Annotated in this window: 14 protein-coding genes and 1 pseudogene; 12 read left to right on the top strand and 3 right to left on the bottom strand. The window is 50.5% G+C overall.

Annotated elements, in window-relative coordinates:
- The first annotated feature begins 97 nt into the window (after nucleotides 1-97).
- The 5 genes and pseudogenes from E6W40_RS28645 to E6W40_RS30595 all read left to right on the top strand — a co-directional run bounded on the left by E6W40_RS28645 (nucleotide 98) and on the right by E6W40_RS30595 (nucleotide 6,305).
- A complete protein-coding gene (locus E6W40_RS28645) occupies nucleotides 98-1,726 on the top strand; it encodes an SWIM zinc finger family protein (protein ID WP_136609029.1) in 1,629 nt (542 codons plus the stop codon).
- Complete coding sequence (locus tag E6W40_RS28640) at nucleotides 1,723-4,674, top strand: DEAD/DEAH box helicase (RefSeq protein ID WP_136609028.1); 2,952 nt, start codon at nucleotides 1,723-1,725, stop codon at nucleotides 4,672-4,674. Before E6W40_RS28645 ends, E6W40_RS28640 begins: the two co-directional genes overlap by 4 nt.
- Nucleotides 4,675-4,810: 136 nt before the next feature.
- Nucleotides 4,811-6,058: an MFS transporter gene (locus tag E6W40_RS28635; RefSeq protein ID WP_136609027.1), complete on the top strand. Its 1,248-nt coding sequence runs from the start codon at nucleotides 4,811-4,813 to the stop codon at nucleotides 6,056-6,058.
- Nucleotides 5,998-6,198 (top strand): annotated as a pseudogene (locus E6W40_RS28630) (beta-galactosidase trimerization domain-containing protein); the annotation flags it as partial. The gene E6W40_RS28635 and the pseudogene E6W40_RS28630, both read left to right, overlap by 61 nt.
- Nucleotides 6,189-6,305: a Beta-galactosidase C-terminal domain gene (locus tag E6W40_RS30595; RefSeq protein ID WP_425464969.1), complete on the top strand. Its 117-nt coding sequence runs from the start codon at nucleotides 6,189-6,191 to the stop codon at nucleotides 6,303-6,305. The pseudogene E6W40_RS28630 and the gene E6W40_RS30595, both read left to right, overlap by 10 nt.
- A 161-nt stretch (nucleotides 6,306-6,466) precedes the next feature.
- On the opposite strand, the gene E6W40_RS28625 is transcribed toward E6W40_RS30595, so the two are convergent.
- Nucleotides 6,467-7,408 (bottom strand): DMT family transporter, encoded by a 942-nt coding sequence (locus E6W40_RS28625; protein ID WP_136609025.1) that lies wholly within the window; start codon nucleotides 7,406-7,408, stop codon nucleotides 6,467-6,469.
- 198 nt (nucleotides 7,409-7,606) lie between these two features.
- Between E6W40_RS28625 and E6W40_RS28620 the strand changes: the two genes are divergently transcribed.
- The gene (locus tag E6W40_RS28620) at nucleotides 7,607-8,947 is read left to right on the top strand and encodes an aminotransferase-like domain-containing protein (RefSeq protein ID WP_136609024.1); all 1,341 of its coding nucleotides are present in this window, start codon (nucleotides 7,607-7,609) and stop codon (nucleotides 8,945-8,947) included.
- Nucleotides 8,948-9,107: 160 nt separating this feature from the next.
- Here the strand turns inward: E6W40_RS28620 and E6W40_RS28615 are convergent, their stop codons facing one another.
- Nucleotides 9,108-10,016 (bottom strand): LysR family transcriptional regulator, encoded by a 909-nt coding sequence (locus E6W40_RS28615; RefSeq protein ID WP_136609023.1) that lies wholly within the window; start codon nucleotides 10,014-10,016, stop codon nucleotides 9,108-9,110.
- Between the two features lie 119 nt (nucleotides 10,017-10,135).
- Here E6W40_RS28615 and E6W40_RS28610 point away from each other — a divergent pair, with 119 nt between their 5' ends.
- Both E6W40_RS28610 and E6W40_RS28605 read left to right on the top strand, forming a co-directional pair.
- On the top strand, nucleotides 10,136-10,537 hold the full coding sequence (locus tag E6W40_RS28610; RefSeq protein ID WP_136609022.1) for a tautomerase family protein: 402 nt from the start codon (nucleotides 10,136-10,138) through the stop codon (nucleotides 10,535-10,537).
- 45 nt (nucleotides 10,538-10,582) lie between these two features.
- Entirely contained in the window at nucleotides 10,583-11,323 is a 741-nt protein-coding gene (locus tag E6W40_RS28605; RefSeq protein ID WP_136609021.1) for an SDR family NAD(P)-dependent oxidoreductase, read from the top strand.
- 26 nt (nucleotides 11,324-11,349) lie between these two features.
- Here the strand turns inward: E6W40_RS28605 and E6W40_RS28600 are convergent, their stop codons facing one another.
- Nucleotides 11,350-12,408, bottom strand: coding sequence for a class I SAM-dependent methyltransferase (locus tag E6W40_RS28600; protein ID WP_136609020.1), 1,059 nt, complete (start codon nucleotides 12,406-12,408; stop codon nucleotides 11,350-11,352).
- Between the two features lie 216 nt (nucleotides 12,409-12,624).
- On the opposite strand from E6W40_RS28600, the gene E6W40_RS28595 reads away from it, so the two are divergent.
- From E6W40_RS28595 to E6W40_RS28585, 4 genes are all read left to right on the top strand, one after another.
- Nucleotides 12,625-12,789, top strand: a complete 165-nt coding sequence (locus E6W40_RS28595) for a DUF1328 domain-containing protein (protein WP_136609071.1) — start codon at nucleotides 12,625-12,627, stop codon at nucleotides 12,787-12,789.
- 156 nt (nucleotides 12,790-12,945) lie between these two features.
- Nucleotides 12,946-13,092, top strand: coding sequence for a hypothetical protein (locus tag E6W40_RS29675; RefSeq protein WP_168929090.1), 147 nt, complete (start codon nucleotides 12,946-12,948; stop codon nucleotides 13,090-13,092).
- A gap of 191 nt (nucleotides 13,093-13,283) precedes the next feature.
- The gene (locus E6W40_RS28590) at nucleotides 13,284-16,391 is read left to right on the top strand and encodes a hybrid sensor histidine kinase/response regulator (protein ID WP_136609019.1); all 3,108 of its coding nucleotides are present in this window, start codon (nucleotides 13,284-13,286) and stop codon (nucleotides 16,389-16,391) included.
- Nucleotides 16,372-17,538 carry a response regulator gene (locus tag E6W40_RS28585; RefSeq protein WP_246073242.1) on the top strand — a complete coding sequence of 389 codons (1,167 nt, stop codon included), beginning with the start codon at nucleotides 16,372-16,374 and terminating at the stop codon, nucleotides 17,536-17,538. Before E6W40_RS28590 ends, E6W40_RS28585 begins: the two co-directional genes overlap by 20 nt.
- Nucleotides 17,539-17,573: the final 35 nt, after the last annotated feature.

Below are 17,573 nucleotides of genomic sequence, written 5' to 3'. Positions count from 1 at the left end.
TCGTTTTCATGCGTTCTTATTATTTATTCGTGAAATCGGATATGATAGATTAGATAGACAACTACTAAACTTCACTCCACTAGGAGACGATAGAATAATGAATCCAAACGATATGATAGATGATATAGAGTGGCAGCAGCTTATACAGACCGTTGGAGAACAATTCAGCGATCTGACGATTAAACGCGGATTTCAATATTATAAGCAGGGGTTTGTCCATCCCATCAAGATGACAGATACGCTTATCGAAGCTTTAGTCGAAGGCAGTGAAGACTATCGGGTTGCTCTCAAGCTCGATCGTTTATCTGAAAGCCACTGCACTTGCCCGGTGAAAAGCCATTGCAAGCATATGATCGCCGTCTTGCTCGATCACGTCAGCAAGCAGGGACGATTCGTACATGCGATTGTGAATGCTCATGCTACAGCCATGCTTAAGCAGCCTGCGAAAACGATAAGCCAGGATTCCGCAGTTTCTGAGCACAGAGGAGAAGCTGCCAACGCATTACAAGAAAAGGCAAGCCAGATTCCCTCTCTTAGCATTGCCGAATGGCATGGTCTGTTTAAGCTGTGCATCACTCCGCTCGAATTCAGCAGTCCAAATTCACAATATGCCAAGAAAGCTATAGCTGCCATATATGCTGTAAAGCCTCCGCTTTCCCCTGTCATGGAGCAGTTGTATGATCTTCATGCTCACCTGTTTATGATCATTAAGCTGGTCAAACCGGCACAGCATTCTGTACATTCCAACAACACGTATATGGGATATCACACCCAGGTTGCTGCAGATGAGCTAAAGGAAGCTATGCGACATATATTTGAAAGCGGACTTAATATCACAACAGAACCCGAGCTTTGGCCGCGTGTCACTAAGACGTTAACCTATCTGCGCAGGCAGATGCTGACGGAACCGAAGAATTTCAGTTATTTATCGGAGGCCTATGATCAGCTCTGGCTAAAATGGATTCACCCGAACCTGAAGGATACCGGGATGTACACAGAGGAAATAAGGAAGCTGCAATCTGCCGAGGAGGAGCTGGGAGACACCTTGTCCAAGCTTCCCTGGATGTTAGCCCAGAGCAGGATCTATTTTCTTATGGCGGAAGACGAGCAGGCCTGGTCATGGTTGAAGACGGCCGACAAAGCCTCGATCATCCCTCCGGGTTATCTCATTTCATACTTAGAGACTCTGTCAGTTGCGGGAGAATGGTCCCGGCTTCAGGAATGGCTTGTCCATATCGGTCCGATGTTAACCAGTCACCGAAAGGGCATTTTCCACGATTATATGGAATACTGGACAACGGCTGTTCAGCAGCTTCCGCAGTCCGAGGAACAGATGTGGGAGACGCTTGCCGGCATGCTGCCCTATTCCAAGGATATTTATGAAGAGACGCTGCTTAGCTATGGAAAATGGCAGCAATGGATGGATGTTCAGCTCAGCACCGGAAAAGAACCTTTGGAATTTCGTGTCAGCGTACTTCAGCCTATCGAGAAGAATGCACCTGAGCTGCTGCTGCCCTTCTATCATCAGGCGGTAGAACGGTATATTCTTCTGAAAAATAGATCGAGCTATAAAGCAGCCGTTAAATTGCTCAAGCGTTTATCCAAATTATACAAAAAAATGAAGCGGGAAGAACGGTGGGAGCAGTTTATCACCGTGTTTGCCAGCCGTCACAGCCGGCTGCGAGCATTGCAGGAGGAGCTTCGGAAGGGAAAACTGATCATATGAGCCCATACACAGATACCATTACGATCCACATCCGTTTGAGCGCATATGGGGATGCGCTTATTTACGGATCGACCCTGGCGCAGCATGATGTAACCGGACTGGATTTGAAACAACGGTTGTTCGCATGGCATGAAGCATCCTTCTATGGAACGGAGCTTGAGATCCAGCAAGTGCAAGAGACCCAGCTTGTGGTGCTGCCTGCCGAGCAGGTCATTCCATTCTTTGCAGAGCGGAAGCTGCTGGACCATATCGAGTGGCAATGGGATGAAGGGGCGGAATCACTGCTGCGTCTCGCCCCGGTTCTTGCTGCTTGTACGGATGAGAAGAGATTCATCCCGAGCTTCTCCGCCTTCCAAGCAGGAAGATTACAGTGGACTTGGGATGAATCGGTATTGGACGCCCAAGCAAGGAAGGAAATCAGCCGCAGCGGCCCTGAATTTACTGAGGGGTTACGTGCTGCCTTCTCATCTACCGTATTTCACGAGTGTTATGGAATGGAGGTGACGGCGTCTGATTTGCGGAGAGAATATCCCATGCTCTTCGCTAAAGACAGTGCCATGGCCGGGTTCAATGAGCAGGCATGGCTCATTTCTATTGGCTGGAAGGCAGACACAGCGCCTTTCCGTCCGCTTCTGCAGCTATTGGAGCCGGATGACGACGAGCCTGTGTGGCGCCTCAAGCTTGTCCTGCAGGATAAGCTGGATCCCGCTGCATTGGTTCCAATCCGGCTTGGCGAAGACGGACAGGCATCCGGCGTATGGCCGGATACATGGTCGTCTCATGTGCATGATCGCTCAGCCGGGTGGGCGGAACATTTGCGGGCTAGCTTACCGGGGGCAAGCTTGGCTGAGCGCAGCGATGATATGCTCAGCAAGCCGCTGACGGACGCAGCCGCATGGCAGTTTTTGACGACGGACAGCCGCCGTTTGCTCGAGGCCGGTTGGCAAGTACTGCTGCCGGCTTGGTGGGAAGCCGCCAGCCGCAAGAAGCCGAAGCTTCGCGCTAAGGTCCGCTCCGGCGAGGGGAGCGAGAACAGCAAGAGCAGCGGCGGTTCGATGTTCGGCCTTGATTCCATCATCCAGTTCGACTGGCGCATTGCGATCGGAGAGACCCAGCTCACAGAAAGTGAATTTAACGAGCTGGTCGCCCGCAATGAACGGTTAGTTCGTTTCCGGGGAGAATGGATTTCGCTCGATCCTGCTTTGCTTAAGCAGATTGGACAAATGATGGCAGGGGTCGACAGCACAGAGGGGTTATCCTTTCAGGATGTCCTCCATCTCCACCTTCAGGGGAGAGCCGACGAGCCTGATCGCGATGGAGAGCCGGATCAGCCGCAGGATGCTTCAACGCGAATTGAGCTCGAGGTTGAACTGAATGAGCATCTTGTGAAGCTCATCAGTCAGCTCGGCCAGCAGTCGGAATGGCCGAAGCTGCCAGTTCCAGCCGGACTGAAAGCTGAACTGCGTCCTTATCAATACGATGGTTATTCCTGGCTGGCCTTTTTACGGCGGTTTGGGTTAGGAGCTTGTCTGGCCGATGACATGGGGCTCGGGAAGACTGTGCAGTTCATCACCTATTTACTGCATTTGAAGGAATCCTCTACAGATGCGGCTCACAGGCAGCCTTCATTGCTGATTTGTCCTACATCGGTTCTAGGGAACTGGCAGAAGGAGCTGAGCCGCTTTGCTCCATCTTTGAATGTAATGCTGCATTACGGAAGCAGACGTTCCAGTGAAAAAGCCTTTCGTGAAGAAATCCGGCAGGCGGATGTCATCCTAACCTCTTACGCCACGGCTACGCTGGACCAGGACTTGCTGAAAGAGTTCACATGGGAATCACTGTGTCTGGATGAAGCCCAAAATATTAAAAACGCCCAGACGAAGCAATCGTCTGCCGTCCGGAGCTTCCCTGCGAGACATCGTATCACACTTACAGGAACGCCTATAGAGAATCGGCTTTCGGAGCTGTGGTCCCTCTATGATTTCATGAACCCGGGATATTTGGGGAGCTTGCGAACCTTTAACATCCGTTTCATCCAGGCGATTGAGAAAGAGCATGATGAACAGCGTACGGTTCATCTGCAGAAGCTGGTCAAGCCGTTTATGCTGCGCCGCAAGAAGAAGGACCCGGCCATCCAGCTCGACCTGCCGGATAAAAACGAGATGAAAACCTATATTCATCTTACAACCGAACAGGGCGCTCTCTATGATCAGACCGTGAACGATTTGATGAACCGGGTGCAAAAGCTTGAAGGCATAGAACGTAAGGGAGCCATTTTGGCTGCGCTGACCCATCTAAAGCAGCTTTGCGACCATCCGCTGCTCTTAACAAGAGAGCCCTTCGTGAATCATGAGGATCCCGATGAATCCATGGATATCGAAACATTGATCAACCGATCTTCCAAGCTTGAACGGCTGCTGGCGATGGTGAGAGAGCTGCGTGAAGAAGGGGAGCGCTGCCTTATTTTCACGCAGTATATCGGCATGGGGGAGATGCTGCAGCATGTGCTCCGGCAGGAGCTTCAGGAGCCTGTATTGTATCTGAACGGAAGTACCTCCAAGTCCGCTCGCGACCGGATGATTGATCAGTTCCAGTCCCAAACACTGACTCCCGCCGAGCAGCCTAACGTGTTTATATTGTCGATTAAGGCCGGAGGTGTCGGTCTGAACCTGACTGCTGCTAACCATGTCTTTCACTTCGACCGCTGGTGGAATCCGGCCGTGGAGAACCAGGCGACAGACCGCGCTTACCGTATGGGTCAGACCAAAGACGTTCAGGTGCATAAGTTCATATCCCTAGGTACCCTCGAGGAGCGCATTGATGAAATGCTGGAGAGCAAGCAGCAGCTCAGCGATAACGTTATCTCGAGCTCGGAGAGCTGGATTACGGAACTGTCGACAGATGCTTTGAAAGATCTCTTTACCTTGCGTAGTGAGTGGGTTGGATAATCCTTCCCAGCTCGGAATACGTATAGGAGATAAAGGACAATCAGTACCTCCACTGCTGTTTGGTTTGGCGGTAGGTTTACTGCGGCTGCGACCGGGCTGTGGCGGTGCTGTAATTACATAGCAAGGGGACCATGAGATGAGCCTTCAAGTGCAGCCTAAAAGAAGATTAAACCGCAATTACGCTTTACAATTGGCAACGGTTTTCATTGGATTCATCATTTTCGGTTTCTCGGAAAATATTAAGGGCCCGGCCATTCCAAGGATCCAGGCGGATTTTGGCATCGATGAGATGCAGCTCGGGACACTGCTGTCCCTGAACTCCCTGGGTTATCTCCTCGCCTGCTCCTTCACCGCCTTTCTGACCCGCAAGCTCGGCATTAAAAGCGTCAGTCTGATGGCTTTTGGCGGTATGGTGATTTCCGGAATATTGATCTATCTATCGAAGAGCTATTCGCTGTTTTCGGCCTCTTACTTTTTGATGTATATCGGTAACGGGATGCTGGAGATCGCGCTCGCGATTCTGGGCGCCCGGATATTCGTGAGGAACACGGGAACGATGATGAATCTGGCACATTTTTTCTACGGACTCAGCTCAACCGTGGCCCCGATTATCGCCTCGGGACTAATGAGCGTTACCTTATTCGGTCACACGGTGGATTGGCGCGAGATGTATCTGATTATGCTCGCCTTGGCGGTGATACCGATGTTCCCGGCGTTCTTCAGCCGATTTGCCGGAGATGAGACAGCAGCTGAACATCGGGCACCGCTGTCTTCCCTGATCCGGGACCGCGGCTTGTGGCTGATTGTCCTGATTCTGTCTTTTGGCGTTGTATCGGAGATGTCGGTAGGCGGATGGCTGGTCAATTTCCTGGAGAAGGCTTACCACTGGAATACGACCGCAGCTTCAGGGATGCTGTCCATTTTCTTTTTATGCTTTTCGCTTGCACGGCTGCTGCTTGGGCCGATTACGGATAGAATTGGCTTTACGCTCTCCCTGATCATCCTGTCGGGATTTTCAGGCATTTGCACGGGCATTGCGATTGTATCCGGAGAACAGGGAGCTATTTTCTTCGCACTGGCAGGGATTGGAATCGCGCCAATCTATCCGACGGTTATGGCTGTCATTGCAAAACGGTATCCCAATGAAAGCGATACGGCCATCACCTTTATCGTTACCATGATGGGAATAGGCAGTGTCATCGGAAACTATCTGATCGGTGTTATTACCGACGGAGTCAAAAGATTTTACATGGCAGATTCCCAGCTGGGCTTGTTACGCGGTCTGCAGGCAGGGTATGCGTTTATCGGGCTGTGCGCGATCATATGCGCCTTCACCAGCTTGCTGCTGTATGTTTTTTTGAAGAGAAAAGGAGAGCTGTTGTAAAAGAAGAGCCGAAAACGGATGATTTTTATGCGGGACCCGCTGCGCTTACGCTCCATAATCTGGGCAGAGGCAAAGCGTACTATTTGGCTGCCCGGGCGAAGGAGCCGCTCTACCTGGATTTTAACGGACAATGGATTCAGGAGGCTGGAGTACAAGGAGTTTGGGATACCAAGGAGCGACGGCACAAAGGCGTACGGATGGAGAGAACGTATATGTGTTTCTGGTGAATTTCAGCAGCCGGGAGTAGAGGATTATGCTGGATGACGCGAATGCCTCTGTTCATCTTGAAATTCATGGGGTGAAGCTGCTGAAGAGGAAGAGGAAGAGGAAGTGCTTCGTTAAAAGACGATAACTTGAAACCAAGAAGCCCCGGTAGGCACCGGGGCTTTATTTGTGCTTCCATGTTTATCAAGCTTTCACAGACTCCTGCGTTTTGACCGCCGGGAGCTTTTTGCTTGAAAGATTAACGCCTGTGACCCCGGCCGCAATCATGGCTGCTCCGGCCCAGTGGTACCAGCCCAGCTGTTCATTCAGCAGCAGCACGCCGCCGGCAATGGTTACCACAGTGGACAAACCTGCAAATACGCTGACCTTCGAGGCTTCGAGGATCGACAGTGCATAATTGGATAAAAAGGAGGTCAACAGGAAGGATAGCACACCCAGAAAGACCATATCCATGATAAAAGCAGGCTCTTGCAGAGGCGTGAAATAGGAGCCAACCGTGCCCGTATAGCCATGCTTGCAGAGTGCTATGATGTTGAAGACGACAAAACCGAATAGAATCATCATATAGGTCAAATCCTTGGGACGCATAATCCGCGTGAGCTTACGGGCCAAGGTTGTGTATCCAGCCAGAGACAAGGCGGATAGGAGAATCAGCGTGACACCCAGTAAGCTGGTGGACGAAGAGCCTACGCCGGGAACGGCGAATACCAATATGACTCCAGATACGGACAGAAGGGTGAAGAGCCGCTGACCCATGCTGGCGTTCTCCTTCAGGAAAAGAGCTGCGAGAATCATCGTGAAGACGGGAACCGTTGCCTGTACAATACCTGCAACCGCTGAGGAGGCATGCAGCAGACCGAATGCCTGCAGAGTGAAAAAGAGCGATGGATTCAGGAGTGCCAGCGGAATGACGGTGAAGATTTCTTTTCGCATGGCCTTCAGATGGGCCCATCCCGGAAAGGCAAACAAGGAAGCTGCGAGAAAGGAAAACGTAAAGCGGTGAGCCAGTGAATCCAGCGGATCGGCAAAGATGAGCGACTGTTTGACGAATATCGGTGAAAAGCCAACGATGATCGCATTGATGACCACTGCCGTAATGGCTTTTTGATTAAGTGTGAATTTCATACAATGACCTCCCTAAGTTTGCGCGCTGTGGAAGGACCGGTCCTATCATCGCAAGAAAAATTTCTGCTATTAGAGCTTGTTTTTTGAACATGCATCGAGCAACGTTTTCTTTATTCTAAGCCGGAAGCATCTGTGCTACAATAAAAGGAATGTTGATCTGTACCGGTACAGATGAAGCGGAAGGAGGCGTATGAGGGCATGTTTAAGTATGACGATATCATCAATGACTTGGAAATGCAGATTGCTGGCGAAAGCTGCCGGGAGGGAGACAAACTGCCATCCATCAGGGCTTTGGCGTCCCGGTATGATTGCAGCAAAAGCACCGTCATCCGGGCGTTGGAGGACCTTAAGGAGAAGCATCTGATCTATGCATCGCCGAAAAGCGGATATTATGTTATGAAGCGGAGCGTCCAGCGCCAAGAAGAGGGTGCTCACTGGATCGATTTCACCGTATCCGCGCCGGATCCGGATATTTTTCCGTATCTGGATTTTCAGCATTGTATCAATAAAGCGATCGATATGTACCGCAACGATCTGTTTATCTACGGTACGCCGCAGGGCCTTCCGTCACTCATACGCGAAATGCAGCGGCAGCTGGCATCATACCAGGTTTTTGCAGATTCCCGGCAGATCTTTATTACTTCGGGTGTGCAGCAGGCGCTCAGCGTGTTAGCCCAGATTCCTTTTCCAAACGGCAGGCAGCGTGTATTAATCGAGCAGCCGGGATATCATCTTTTGGTGGATTATTTGAAGGTGTACGGCATTGAAGCAGAAGGACTTCACCGCACGGCTGACGGCATAGATTTGGAGGAGCTGGAGCGGATTTTCAAAACAGGGGAGATCAAGTGGTTCTACACGGTACCCCGATTCCATAATCCCTTGGGAACTTCTCTCGACCGCTCTCAGAAAAAGGCCATTGCCTTACTCGCGGCTAAGTATGATGTGTACATCGTGGAGGATGATTATATGGCTGATCTGGAGCAGGATGCAAAGGAAGATCCGATATATGCTTATGATCGCTCCGGCCATGTGATATACCTGAAAAGCTATTCCAAAATTATATTCCCGGGTCTCCGGGTCGGGGTGGCTGTCCTGCCGGATGTCCTGCGGGAGACATTCCTCCAGTTCAAAAGACTGATGGACATTGACAGCTCGATGCTGTCCCAGGCTGCGCTGGAGCTGTATTTGAAAAGCGGCATGTTTGAGCGTCACCGCAAAAGGCTGCGTTCCTGCTATGGTGAGAGATCCGCACTGCTGCATGAATGCATCGTAAAGAATAGGGATGACGCAGCAGACAAGCCTTTTATCTACCAGGCTTCGGGTCAGCTTGGCGTGCATACGTTTTTGAAACTGCATGATGGCGTGAATGCGGGATCAATCATCAAACGGCTGGAGAAAAAACACATCCGGATTGAAACGGCGAATGCTTGCTACCTGCCGCATTTTGAGAGGGACCATATCCTGCGATTGACGGTATCCAGTGTGAAAGAACCGGACATCCGCAAAGGAATCGAGCAGGTTATTCGTGAGATCAAATAAAATGAATCCGCCGGAGTGGCAAGCCACATCCGGTTTTTTTGCTTTGAATCGGGGTTTTCCATCACATTCCATTTTTTTGAGTTCTGTTTGCAGACTGCGTAGGAATAGGGAAAATAAAGAGCCCGAGGCCGTATTGGCCTTGGGCTTCTTCGTATTGTATCTACATGGTGCCAGCCGTATGCTGGCTGCAGTCCGGCAGATTCTCTTTTAAAATGGCATACAGCTTGCCTGCCGCAAGTCTGGGCGGGTAATCGGGTTCTCTGCACAATAAGCCGCAGGTCATATCGACCTCATTACCTGCTAAAGGGCGGATGACGGTACCAACTGGTTCAGGCCGAAGGACCGACAATGGAACGAGAGCCGAGCCTACTCCGCTCTGGACATAGAATTTTAAAGCAGACATGCTGCCGATCTCCAGGGTATCTAGTGGAGACCCGCCTGGCTCCTGCAGAATCATCTCCAGCTTCCGGCGGTACGGGCAGTCTGCCGCCGTGATAAGCAGCCGGTGACTCCGTAAATCCTGAATGGTAATGGTTGTCTTACGGGTCAAAGGATGACTCTCAGGCAGCAGCACGGCAAAATGCTCTGTAAGCAGCGGTTCAAAGTATAATCCCGTTCCCAGCAGCGGCGGGGAGCAAATGGCCATATCGAGTTCACCATGCTGAAGCTGTTGAATCAATACAGGGGAACTCGCAATGCTAATAGATACACGGATATTGGGGTAAACACGCAGGAAATCGGCGAGGATGGCCGGCAGCCGGTAGCTGGCGATCGGTTCGACAACGCCAAGACGGATATGCCCGGCTTCCCCGGCTGCAAGCTCTGTCATGGTGTCCTGCAGTTGTTCAATATCTCTGACGATATGGGCGCTCTGTTCAAGGAAAAGGCGTCCAGCTTCCGTCAGTTGAAAGGTTTTTTCCCGCTCGATCAGGCGCATGCCAAGCTCAGTTTCAAGCTTCTGTACCTGCATAGTGACGGTAGACTGTGCGTAGTTGAGCTCTTCCGCTGCCCGGTTGAAGCCTCCGAGGGCAACGATCCGGTGAAAGGTTTTGACCGCTTTAAGATCCATGTATCCTCCTGTGGTTCAATAAATGTGAATAAAGCATTCAGATAATTCAATTATACAGATAGACATAGACCAGATACAATGGCATTGCCGGCAAAAAAAACAGGGAGGCGTTATGCCCGATGCCATTTGTACGTATAGATCTGCATCATGGAAAGTCGCAGGAAGAACTGTCTATTCTCAGCCGTTCCATTCACCAGGCTATGGTGGAAACCATAGATGTGCCTGAGGACGATTATTTTCAGGTGATCACCACGCATGCATCTGGAGAGCTTTTATACGATAAGAAATACATGAATATATTCAGAACGGAGCAGCAAATATTTATTCAAATCACGATGAAGGAAGGACGCACCACGCGGAAAAAAAAGGCGTTATATGCCCGAATCGCGGAGCTGCTTGAAGAGAAGGCAGGTGTCCGGCCCCAGGATGTCATGATCATTTTGATGGAAAACATGCAGGAAAACTGGTCCTTTGGCAACGGGATTGCGCAGCTGGCTGCGGAGGAAAGAGAACTCAAATGATAGGACTTTGCCAAACCCGAAAATAGAAGAGGAGAGAAATTGCATATGGAATTGCGGGATAAAAGAGTGTTGGTTACAGGCGGAGGCACAGGAATAGGTAGGGCGGTATCGCTGGCTTTAGCAGAGCGTGGGGCGGCAGTTGCCGTTAATTATTCACGATCGGTGGATGAGGCCGAGGAAACGGTCCGGATGATTCAAATCCAAGGCGGACATTCGCTTGCAATTCAAGCGAATGTATCCCGGGAGCAGGAGGTGCTGACCATGGTAGATACAATTGCGCGCGAATGGGGAAGCATCGATCTGCTGGTCAACAATGCCAGTGTAACCCGCCATATTCCGATGGATGATCTGGATGCCATTACGGATGACGCTTGGGATGAACTGTTTCAAACGAATGTTAAGGGCATGTTTTATGCTGCAAGAGCCGTCGCACCTTATATGCTCAAGCAAAAGCAAGGAGCAATTGTTAACATCGGCAGCATTGCCGGAATCACGGGCTCCGGCTCATCGCTGCCGTATGCAGTTTCCAAAGCGGCCGTCCACGGGCTGACCCGTTCCCTGGCGAGATCCCTCGCGCCGCATATCCGTGTCAACTGCGTTGCCCCCGGAGCGGTGCTGACCCGCTGGTGGGAAGGACGTGAGCAGCAGATGGAGCAGCTGGCGGGCAGCCTTTTGCTGGGAGAGACCGCATTACCTGCAGATATTGCCCATATGATTTGTAGCGTATTGGAGCAGGAGGCCCTAACCGGGCAAATCATCACGGTGGATGCCGGACAGTCGATGTAAGGGCCGCTGCTGTAATAAGTCTAAACTCAACGCAACCTAGCCACGACGCCGTTATGAACCTTGATGTATCCATGCCTGTGGATATCAAAACCGTTCTCGTAAATGTACAGCCCCATCTGCTGAACCGTCATCAATTCGCGGTACGTATGGTTCATCACATCGGCCATGATTTGGTAGAAAAGCCGGGATCTCAGCTGGTTTCTTGGAGTCGTCATGATGGCATAGCCTCCGGGTTTCAGAAAACGCCGATGCCAGTCGACAACCTCGGGTTTGATTTCATCGGGAAAATGCTCCAGCAGCCCGACGGACAGAACAATATCGAATTCCCGGCCATATGGGAGCTTGCGAATATCACTGACCACATACTCAATGTTGAAATCTTGTTTGTAGTATACTTGCGGGCTGTTGGTTCGAGGATTTTCCCCGAGAAAGGGATAAGCTTCCGGGAATTCTGCGAAGCGTGTGGTAAGACAGTATTCATCATAGTCCACCATAACCACTTCCGCTCCCGGATACATGGCTGCAAGCTGCATCGCTTCATAGCCCTCGGCTGCGCCAAGGAATAAAATCCGCGGCTTTTGTACATCCAGCCCCTCGAATAAAGCCCGTTTGCCCCGCGGATCCCATACACCATCTTGAATGCGGTGCACATAGTTCCATAGATGAATGCGGACGACATCACCCAGTCCCTCACGAATTTGATGGAAGTTAAACGCTTTCAATCCCTTGAAAAATTCATCCTTTTCTTTGTCCATCTCGGCGGGTACGTCTTTGATAAACCACTGGTGAAAGGACTGATTGAAGTGTGTCCAAGCCGTATGGGTATCCATGGTGGCATCATGCTCCTGCTCCCATATTTTACGGTCATGAGCTATGCGTTTGACTTCATAGGGCTTGCCGACATCCTTCCAGGATAGAAGAGACCAGTCATTCACCGGATTCAAGGAAATAAACTTCTGGTATTCCCGGGAAGTGTGCGAACGAAGATCAACACGGTAATTCGGCTTCAGTTCCGTATGTTCCATTTCGGCGGCAGTATAAGGATTTTCACCTGTCGGGGCCGCGGGTCTGGTATTTACATTCATGCATCATCCCTCCATATATTCACAATAAGATGAAATGGAAGTATTTACAAGAATGAAGATCTGAGGTACGGATATATTTAAAATAAAATAGCACATAAGTAGTTTGATGCTCCGTCATGAAACTTTTTTGCAATTTTTTCAATCGAGGTTCAAGCGGCAGCAGATCGGTTACAAGTAAGTATCAAACAATACGACGTGAAGAGAAGGGTGATTAATATGTTAGGTTGGGCCATATTATTTTTGATTATCGCTGTCGTGGCGGGGATTTTCGGATTCTTTGGAATCGTGTCCGCTGCAGTCGGAATTGCTAAGGTACTGTTCTTTATTTTCCTTATTCTGTTCATCGTATCGCTTATTTTCGGACGAGTCAGAAGACGATAGTCTGCATGCATACTGAATAATGGAACAGGCTGAAAAACGGGTGGTTTTCCAATTTGGGAGACTACCCGTTTTTTACTTGTGCTTCCATATGATCCTGTTACCATAGAGTTGACTCATAACTATGTACTTACCTCGAAAATGAACAGGAGGCATGTCATGCAGGAGTATATTGGCAGCTGCCGCAGCTGCGGCAAAACGATTTATTGTGAGAACGGGTTTTTGAACGGGACTGTGCAGGAGGATCAGACGCTTGAATGCTTTGATTGCCAGGAGCAGCAGGAGAATCAGGATTCCGAGATGTAATCGTAAGAGCACCAGCCAAGCAGTCATAACGTCATCATCAGCCTTCAACTCTCGAATGAAAGGGACCCTCTGAGGGTCTTTTTTTATTACTGTATTGACACGCGCATGGTTCCATTATATAACAGCAAGTGCTTACCATTTTATGCTACTAACCATTTATGCCGTAAATGGCTTAATTAAAGGGGTTATATATGAAAAAACAAGGTCTGATCATCCTGACGGGAATTTTCCTCGTGATCATTGTGCCGATCTATGTGATGACTCGATGGTTTCTTAACTTTGGTGAGGAACCGGATGCGATCCAAGGCCAAATGGACCTGAGTGCCTGGGACTTTGCCCAAAATGGAACCGTTCAACTGACCGGAGAATGGGAGTTTTACCGTAGCCAGCTGCTGACTCCCGAGGACTTTCATCCGTCTGGCACTTCGGCCGAATGGCAGCTTCCGCAAATGACGGAAATGGTGGATTTGCCGGGAAGCTGGAATGACTATATCAATGAAGACCAGCGGGATACCGCTGAAGGGTATGCCACGTTCCGCCTGCGGATCCGTTTGAAGGATGGGGAGAATGCCATCTACGGAATCCGCTCCGGCAATATCCGGACGGCCAACCGGATATTTTTGAACGGACAGGAGGCCGGTGCAAGCGGAAACCCTGGCGCAAGCGCCGGCCAAGAAGAGCCCGACAACATCCCCTATGCCGGATTTGCGAGCGTGACCGGAAATGAAGCGGAAATCATCGTCCAGGTCTCCAATCATTCGTACGCATCCGGAGGCATTTTCACCCCGATCGTGTTCGGCGATAAGGCATCGATCATGAGGAGCCGGGAGCTGGATATGTTCGTCGATTTGATGTCTGGCGCAGGCTTTTTGATCCCGGCGCTGTACCTGCTGGTATTAAACAGGCTTCACAAAAAAGAACCTTCCATGCTGTATCTCGGACTTTTTTGCCTGTCTGCCCTGATATACGTATTGATGCACGGGGAAAAGCTGCTCGGCAACTTATGGCCTTCGATGGACTATGAATGGTTTTTGAAAACGCAGTTGTTTTCTTCGGCGCTCATTTATTTCTTTTTGCTCCGATATGTCGCCTTGGCGGTGCCGGGAAGCATCCCGCGGCTGGTTCTGCGCATCTGCGACGCCGCTACGCTCATCGCCGTTCTTATGTCGGTTTTCCTTCCGCCGCTTATTTTTTCAAAGATAAGCCCGATTTTAATCGTATACTCGCTGACGGCAGTCGGCTATATCGCATTTGCCATGATCCGGGGGATGAAGAGGGGGTCCGAGGATGCGGGACTGATGCTGGTCGGAATGCTGAGTATCATCCTCGTTATCGTGGTCAACGTGCTTTCCCTGATGGGCTTGTATACCAGTCTCAATCTTGTGCCGTACGAATTGATTCTGTTCGTTCTCACCCAAGCGATGCTGCTATCACGCCGTTTTTCCAGGGCGTTCACGGAGGTGGAGGCGCTGTCGCATAAGCTGCAGACGTTGGATGGTCTAAAGGACGAATTCATGGCCAATACCTCGCATGAGCTTCGGACGCCGCTGCACGGAATTGTGAATATTGCTCAATCATTGGTGGAAGGCGCCTCGGGACAGCTAAACAGGAAGCAGGCCAAAGATTTGTCCATGATCGTGGCTACAGGAAGGCGACTGTCCGTTCTGATCAACGACATTCTGGACTTCAGCAAGCTAAAAAACGGAGAAATTCAGCTCAACCGCCAACCGGTGGATCTCAAAGCCGTCACCCGGTCGGTGATGGAAATTACGCTGCATATCGCGGGGAACAAACCTATCCGGTTCGAGGAGCATTGGCCGGAGGATCTTCCTTTGCTGGACATGGATGAAGAGCGTCTGCGGCAAATTCTATATAATTTGCTTGGAAATGCTGTGAAGTTCACGTCTGCGGGTGTCATCCGAATTGATGCCAAGACGCTTGGCAGCGGAAACATCGTTCAGGTGACAGTGACCGACACGGGCATTGGGATTGCATCTGAGCGACTGCAGGATATATTCAAATCATATGAGCAGGTCGGTGCAACTTCTGAGAGAGAGTACAACGGCACGGGACTTGGCCTCAGCATATCCAAGAAGCTGGTAGAGCTTGGCGGTGGGTCGATTTGGGTGGAATCCGAGCCGGGAAGCGGCTCAGCGTTCCACTTTACGCTCCCTGTTTCGGATACTGTTAGTAGCGGAGAGAGAGAGCCGGGTGTAAGTATTCGGAAGGAATTATCCGATAATGGAATAGATGAAGAATACGTTAATGCGGATGATCTGAAGCAAGAAACGAGCACAACCGTGCTGCTGGTGGATGACGATCCGGTCAATTTACAGGCGTTGCGGGGGCTTCTATCCGTGGAGAACTGCAGGCTGATCTTTGTAGATAATGGCGCTGATGCCCTGGAACAGATTCGTTCCGGCCAGTCCATAGATCTGGTGATTACGGACTGGATGATGCCGGGAATGTCCGGAATCGAGCTGTGCAGAGCCGTGAGGCAGCAATTTTCGCCGTTTGAAATGCCCGTTCTGATTCTGACGGCGCGCGGATTGCCGGAGGATGTACGGATTGGCCTTCAGGCAGGAGCCAATGATTTTCTGCGAAAGCCGGTCGATGCAGACGAGCTGCGGGCCCGGGTTCGGAATTTGATTGAGCTTCGCAAATCGGTGCGCCGGACCATTTCGGCTGAAATGGCGTTTTTGCAGGCGCAAATCAAGCCGCATTTTCTGTTTAATGCGATGAATACGATTATTTCCCTGCTTCCCGATGATCCGGAAAAAACGACCAGCCTGCTCCTTGAGCTCAGTCATTATTTGCGGAGCAGCTTTGACTTTCAGAATCGGGAGCAGCTGACGACCATATATAAGGAGCTTGCATTGGTTCATTCCTACCTGACCCTCGAAAAGGCGCGCTTTGATGAAAGACTGGAGATTGTTTATGAGATTGAGGCGGAACTGAGCGGATTCATTCCTCAGCTAAGCATACAACCGATCGTCGAGAATGCGGTACGGCATGGTATCATGCAGCAGGAAGCGGGAGGAACAGTACGGATTTCTATACAGGAGGACGATAGCAAGATATGCATTTCCGTGTCGGATAATGGTGTGGGCATGGATCAGGAGCTGGCATGGAAGCTGCTTGCAGCAGATTCACCGGAAAGCGGTGTCGGTCTCCGTAATATACACACGCGGATGCTTACGTTGTACGGAAAAGGTTTGATCGTTGAGAGCAGCCCTGGCAGAGGGACAACAGTTCGCTTTGACGTACCAAAAGGGGAGCTTGGAGGCAAATCATTATGAAGGGGTGCAAAACGTATTGAAGGCTGTTCTGATTGACGATGAAAACCCGGCACTTCTTCAGCTGGAAAGGTTGATTCATGCGGATGGACGGCTGGAGATAAGCGGTAAATTCACTCGTATTGGATCGGGTCTGGAGCATGTGGCGGAGAACCAGACAGATGTCGTTTTCTTGGATATTGAAATGCCGGGCATGAACGGTTTGGAAGCAGGAGAAAAGCTGATGGCGATGATTCCGGATCTTCAGATCGTGTTCGTGACGGCATACAACCATTATGCAATTGAGGCTTTTGAGCTTAATGCCCTGGATTATTTGTTAAAACCCGTCGATCCGGCGAGATTCGCCAAGACGGTAAGCCGTATCGAATCACAGCTGAAAATAACGCAGGAGCAGGCGGGTGTGCAGGTCCCTGTAGAATCGATGGTCATATGTTTCAAGCGTTTATTGCTTGACGACAACGTTGCGGCAGGCAGCTTGCTGAAATGGAGAACGCAAAAAGCGCAGGAATTGTTCGCTTTTTTACTTCACCAGCAGGACCGGTGGGTAACGAAGGATGTTATTCTGGAAACGCTGTGGCCTCAGCTTAAACTGGATAAGGCAACGACACAGCTGCATACCTCTGTTTATCAGGTACGGAAGATGCTGAAACAATGGGGCGTTAAGGCTCTAATTGAATTCGCACATGACAGCTACCGCTTGCTGCGGAACGGATTTACAACAGACGTGGACCTGTTCATGCACAGCAGCCAAATCGAACAGGTAACCACGGAACAGGAGTGGCAGCGGCTGGAACAGACGTTGAACCTATATCAGGGGGATTACCTGGAGGAGCATGATTATTTTTGGGCCAAGCCCGTGCGGGAAGAACTGCTGCGCAGATATATCCGCTGCTCAATCGCAGCGGCGGCTTATGAGACGCAGATAGGAAGAGAACGCCAGGCATTGCAGCGGCTGGTTTCATTAAAGATGAAAGAGCCTTACTCGGATGAAATATGCCAGAGCATTATGAAGGTTTATCATGCGCAGGGGAATCAAGCGGCGGTCGCCAGCGAGTACCAGAGCTTTGTTACTCTCATCGGGACTGAGCTGGAAACAAAACCGGAAGTGGAGACCGTAAGGCTATACAACGAGCTGATGACTAATGGATAATTGCTCGCTGGTTTGCCCCCCTTTTAGCAGGAATG

This window comes from Paenibacillus dokdonensis (assembly GCF_004916975.1).
Taxonomy (GTDB): domain Bacteria; phylum Bacillota; class Bacilli; order Paenibacillales; family Paenibacillaceae; genus Paenibacillus_AQ; species Paenibacillus_AQ dokdonensis.
The sequence above is the reverse complement of the archived record's forward strand: the minus strand, read 5'-3'. Positions and strand labels throughout refer to the sequence as shown.

Coding starts and splice junctions, on each gene's coding strand:
- E6W40_RS28600 (WP_136609020.1), bottom strand. CDS start 12,408: ATGAATGTAAATACCAGACCCGCGGCCCCGACAGGTGAAAATCCTTAT.
- E6W40_RS28590 (WP_136609019.1), top strand. CDS start 13,284: ATGAAAAAACAAGGTCTGATCATCCTGACGGGAATTTTCCTCGTGATC.
- E6W40_RS28620 (WP_136609024.1), top strand. CDS start 7,607: ATGTTTAAGTATGACGATATCATCAATGACTTGGAAATGCAGATTGCT.
- E6W40_RS28640 (WP_136609028.1), top strand. CDS start 1,723: ATGAGCCCATACACAGATACCATTACGATCCACATCCGTTTGAGCGCA.
- E6W40_RS28625 (WP_136609025.1), bottom strand. CDS start 7,408: ATGAAATTCACACTTAATCAAAAAGCCATTACGGCAGTGGTCATCAAT.
- E6W40_RS28605 (WP_136609021.1), top strand. CDS start 10,583: ATGGAATTGCGGGATAAAAGAGTGTTGGTTACAGGCGGAGGCACAGGA.
- E6W40_RS28595 (WP_136609071.1), top strand. CDS start 12,625: ATGTTAGGTTGGGCCATATTATTTTTGATTATCGCTGTCGTGGCGGGG.
- E6W40_RS28615 (WP_136609023.1), bottom strand. CDS start 10,016: ATGGATCTTAAAGCGGTCAAAACCTTTCACCGGATCGTTGCCCTCGGA.
- E6W40_RS29675 (WP_168929090.1), top strand. CDS start 12,946: ATGCAGGAGTATATTGGCAGCTGCCGCAGCTGCGGCAAAACGATTTAT.
- E6W40_RS28635 (WP_136609027.1), top strand. CDS start 4,811: ATGAGCCTTCAAGTGCAGCCTAAAAGAAGATTAAACCGCAATTACGCT.
- E6W40_RS28610 (WP_136609022.1), top strand. CDS start 10,136: ATGCCATTTGTACGTATAGATCTGCATCATGGAAAGTCGCAGGAAGAA.
- E6W40_RS28645 (WP_136609029.1), top strand. CDS start 98: ATGAATCCAAACGATATGATAGATGATATAGAGTGGCAGCAGCTTATA.
- E6W40_RS30595 (WP_425464969.1), top strand. CDS start 6,189: ATGGATTCAGGAGGCTGGAGTACAAGGAGTTTGGGATACCAAGGAGCG.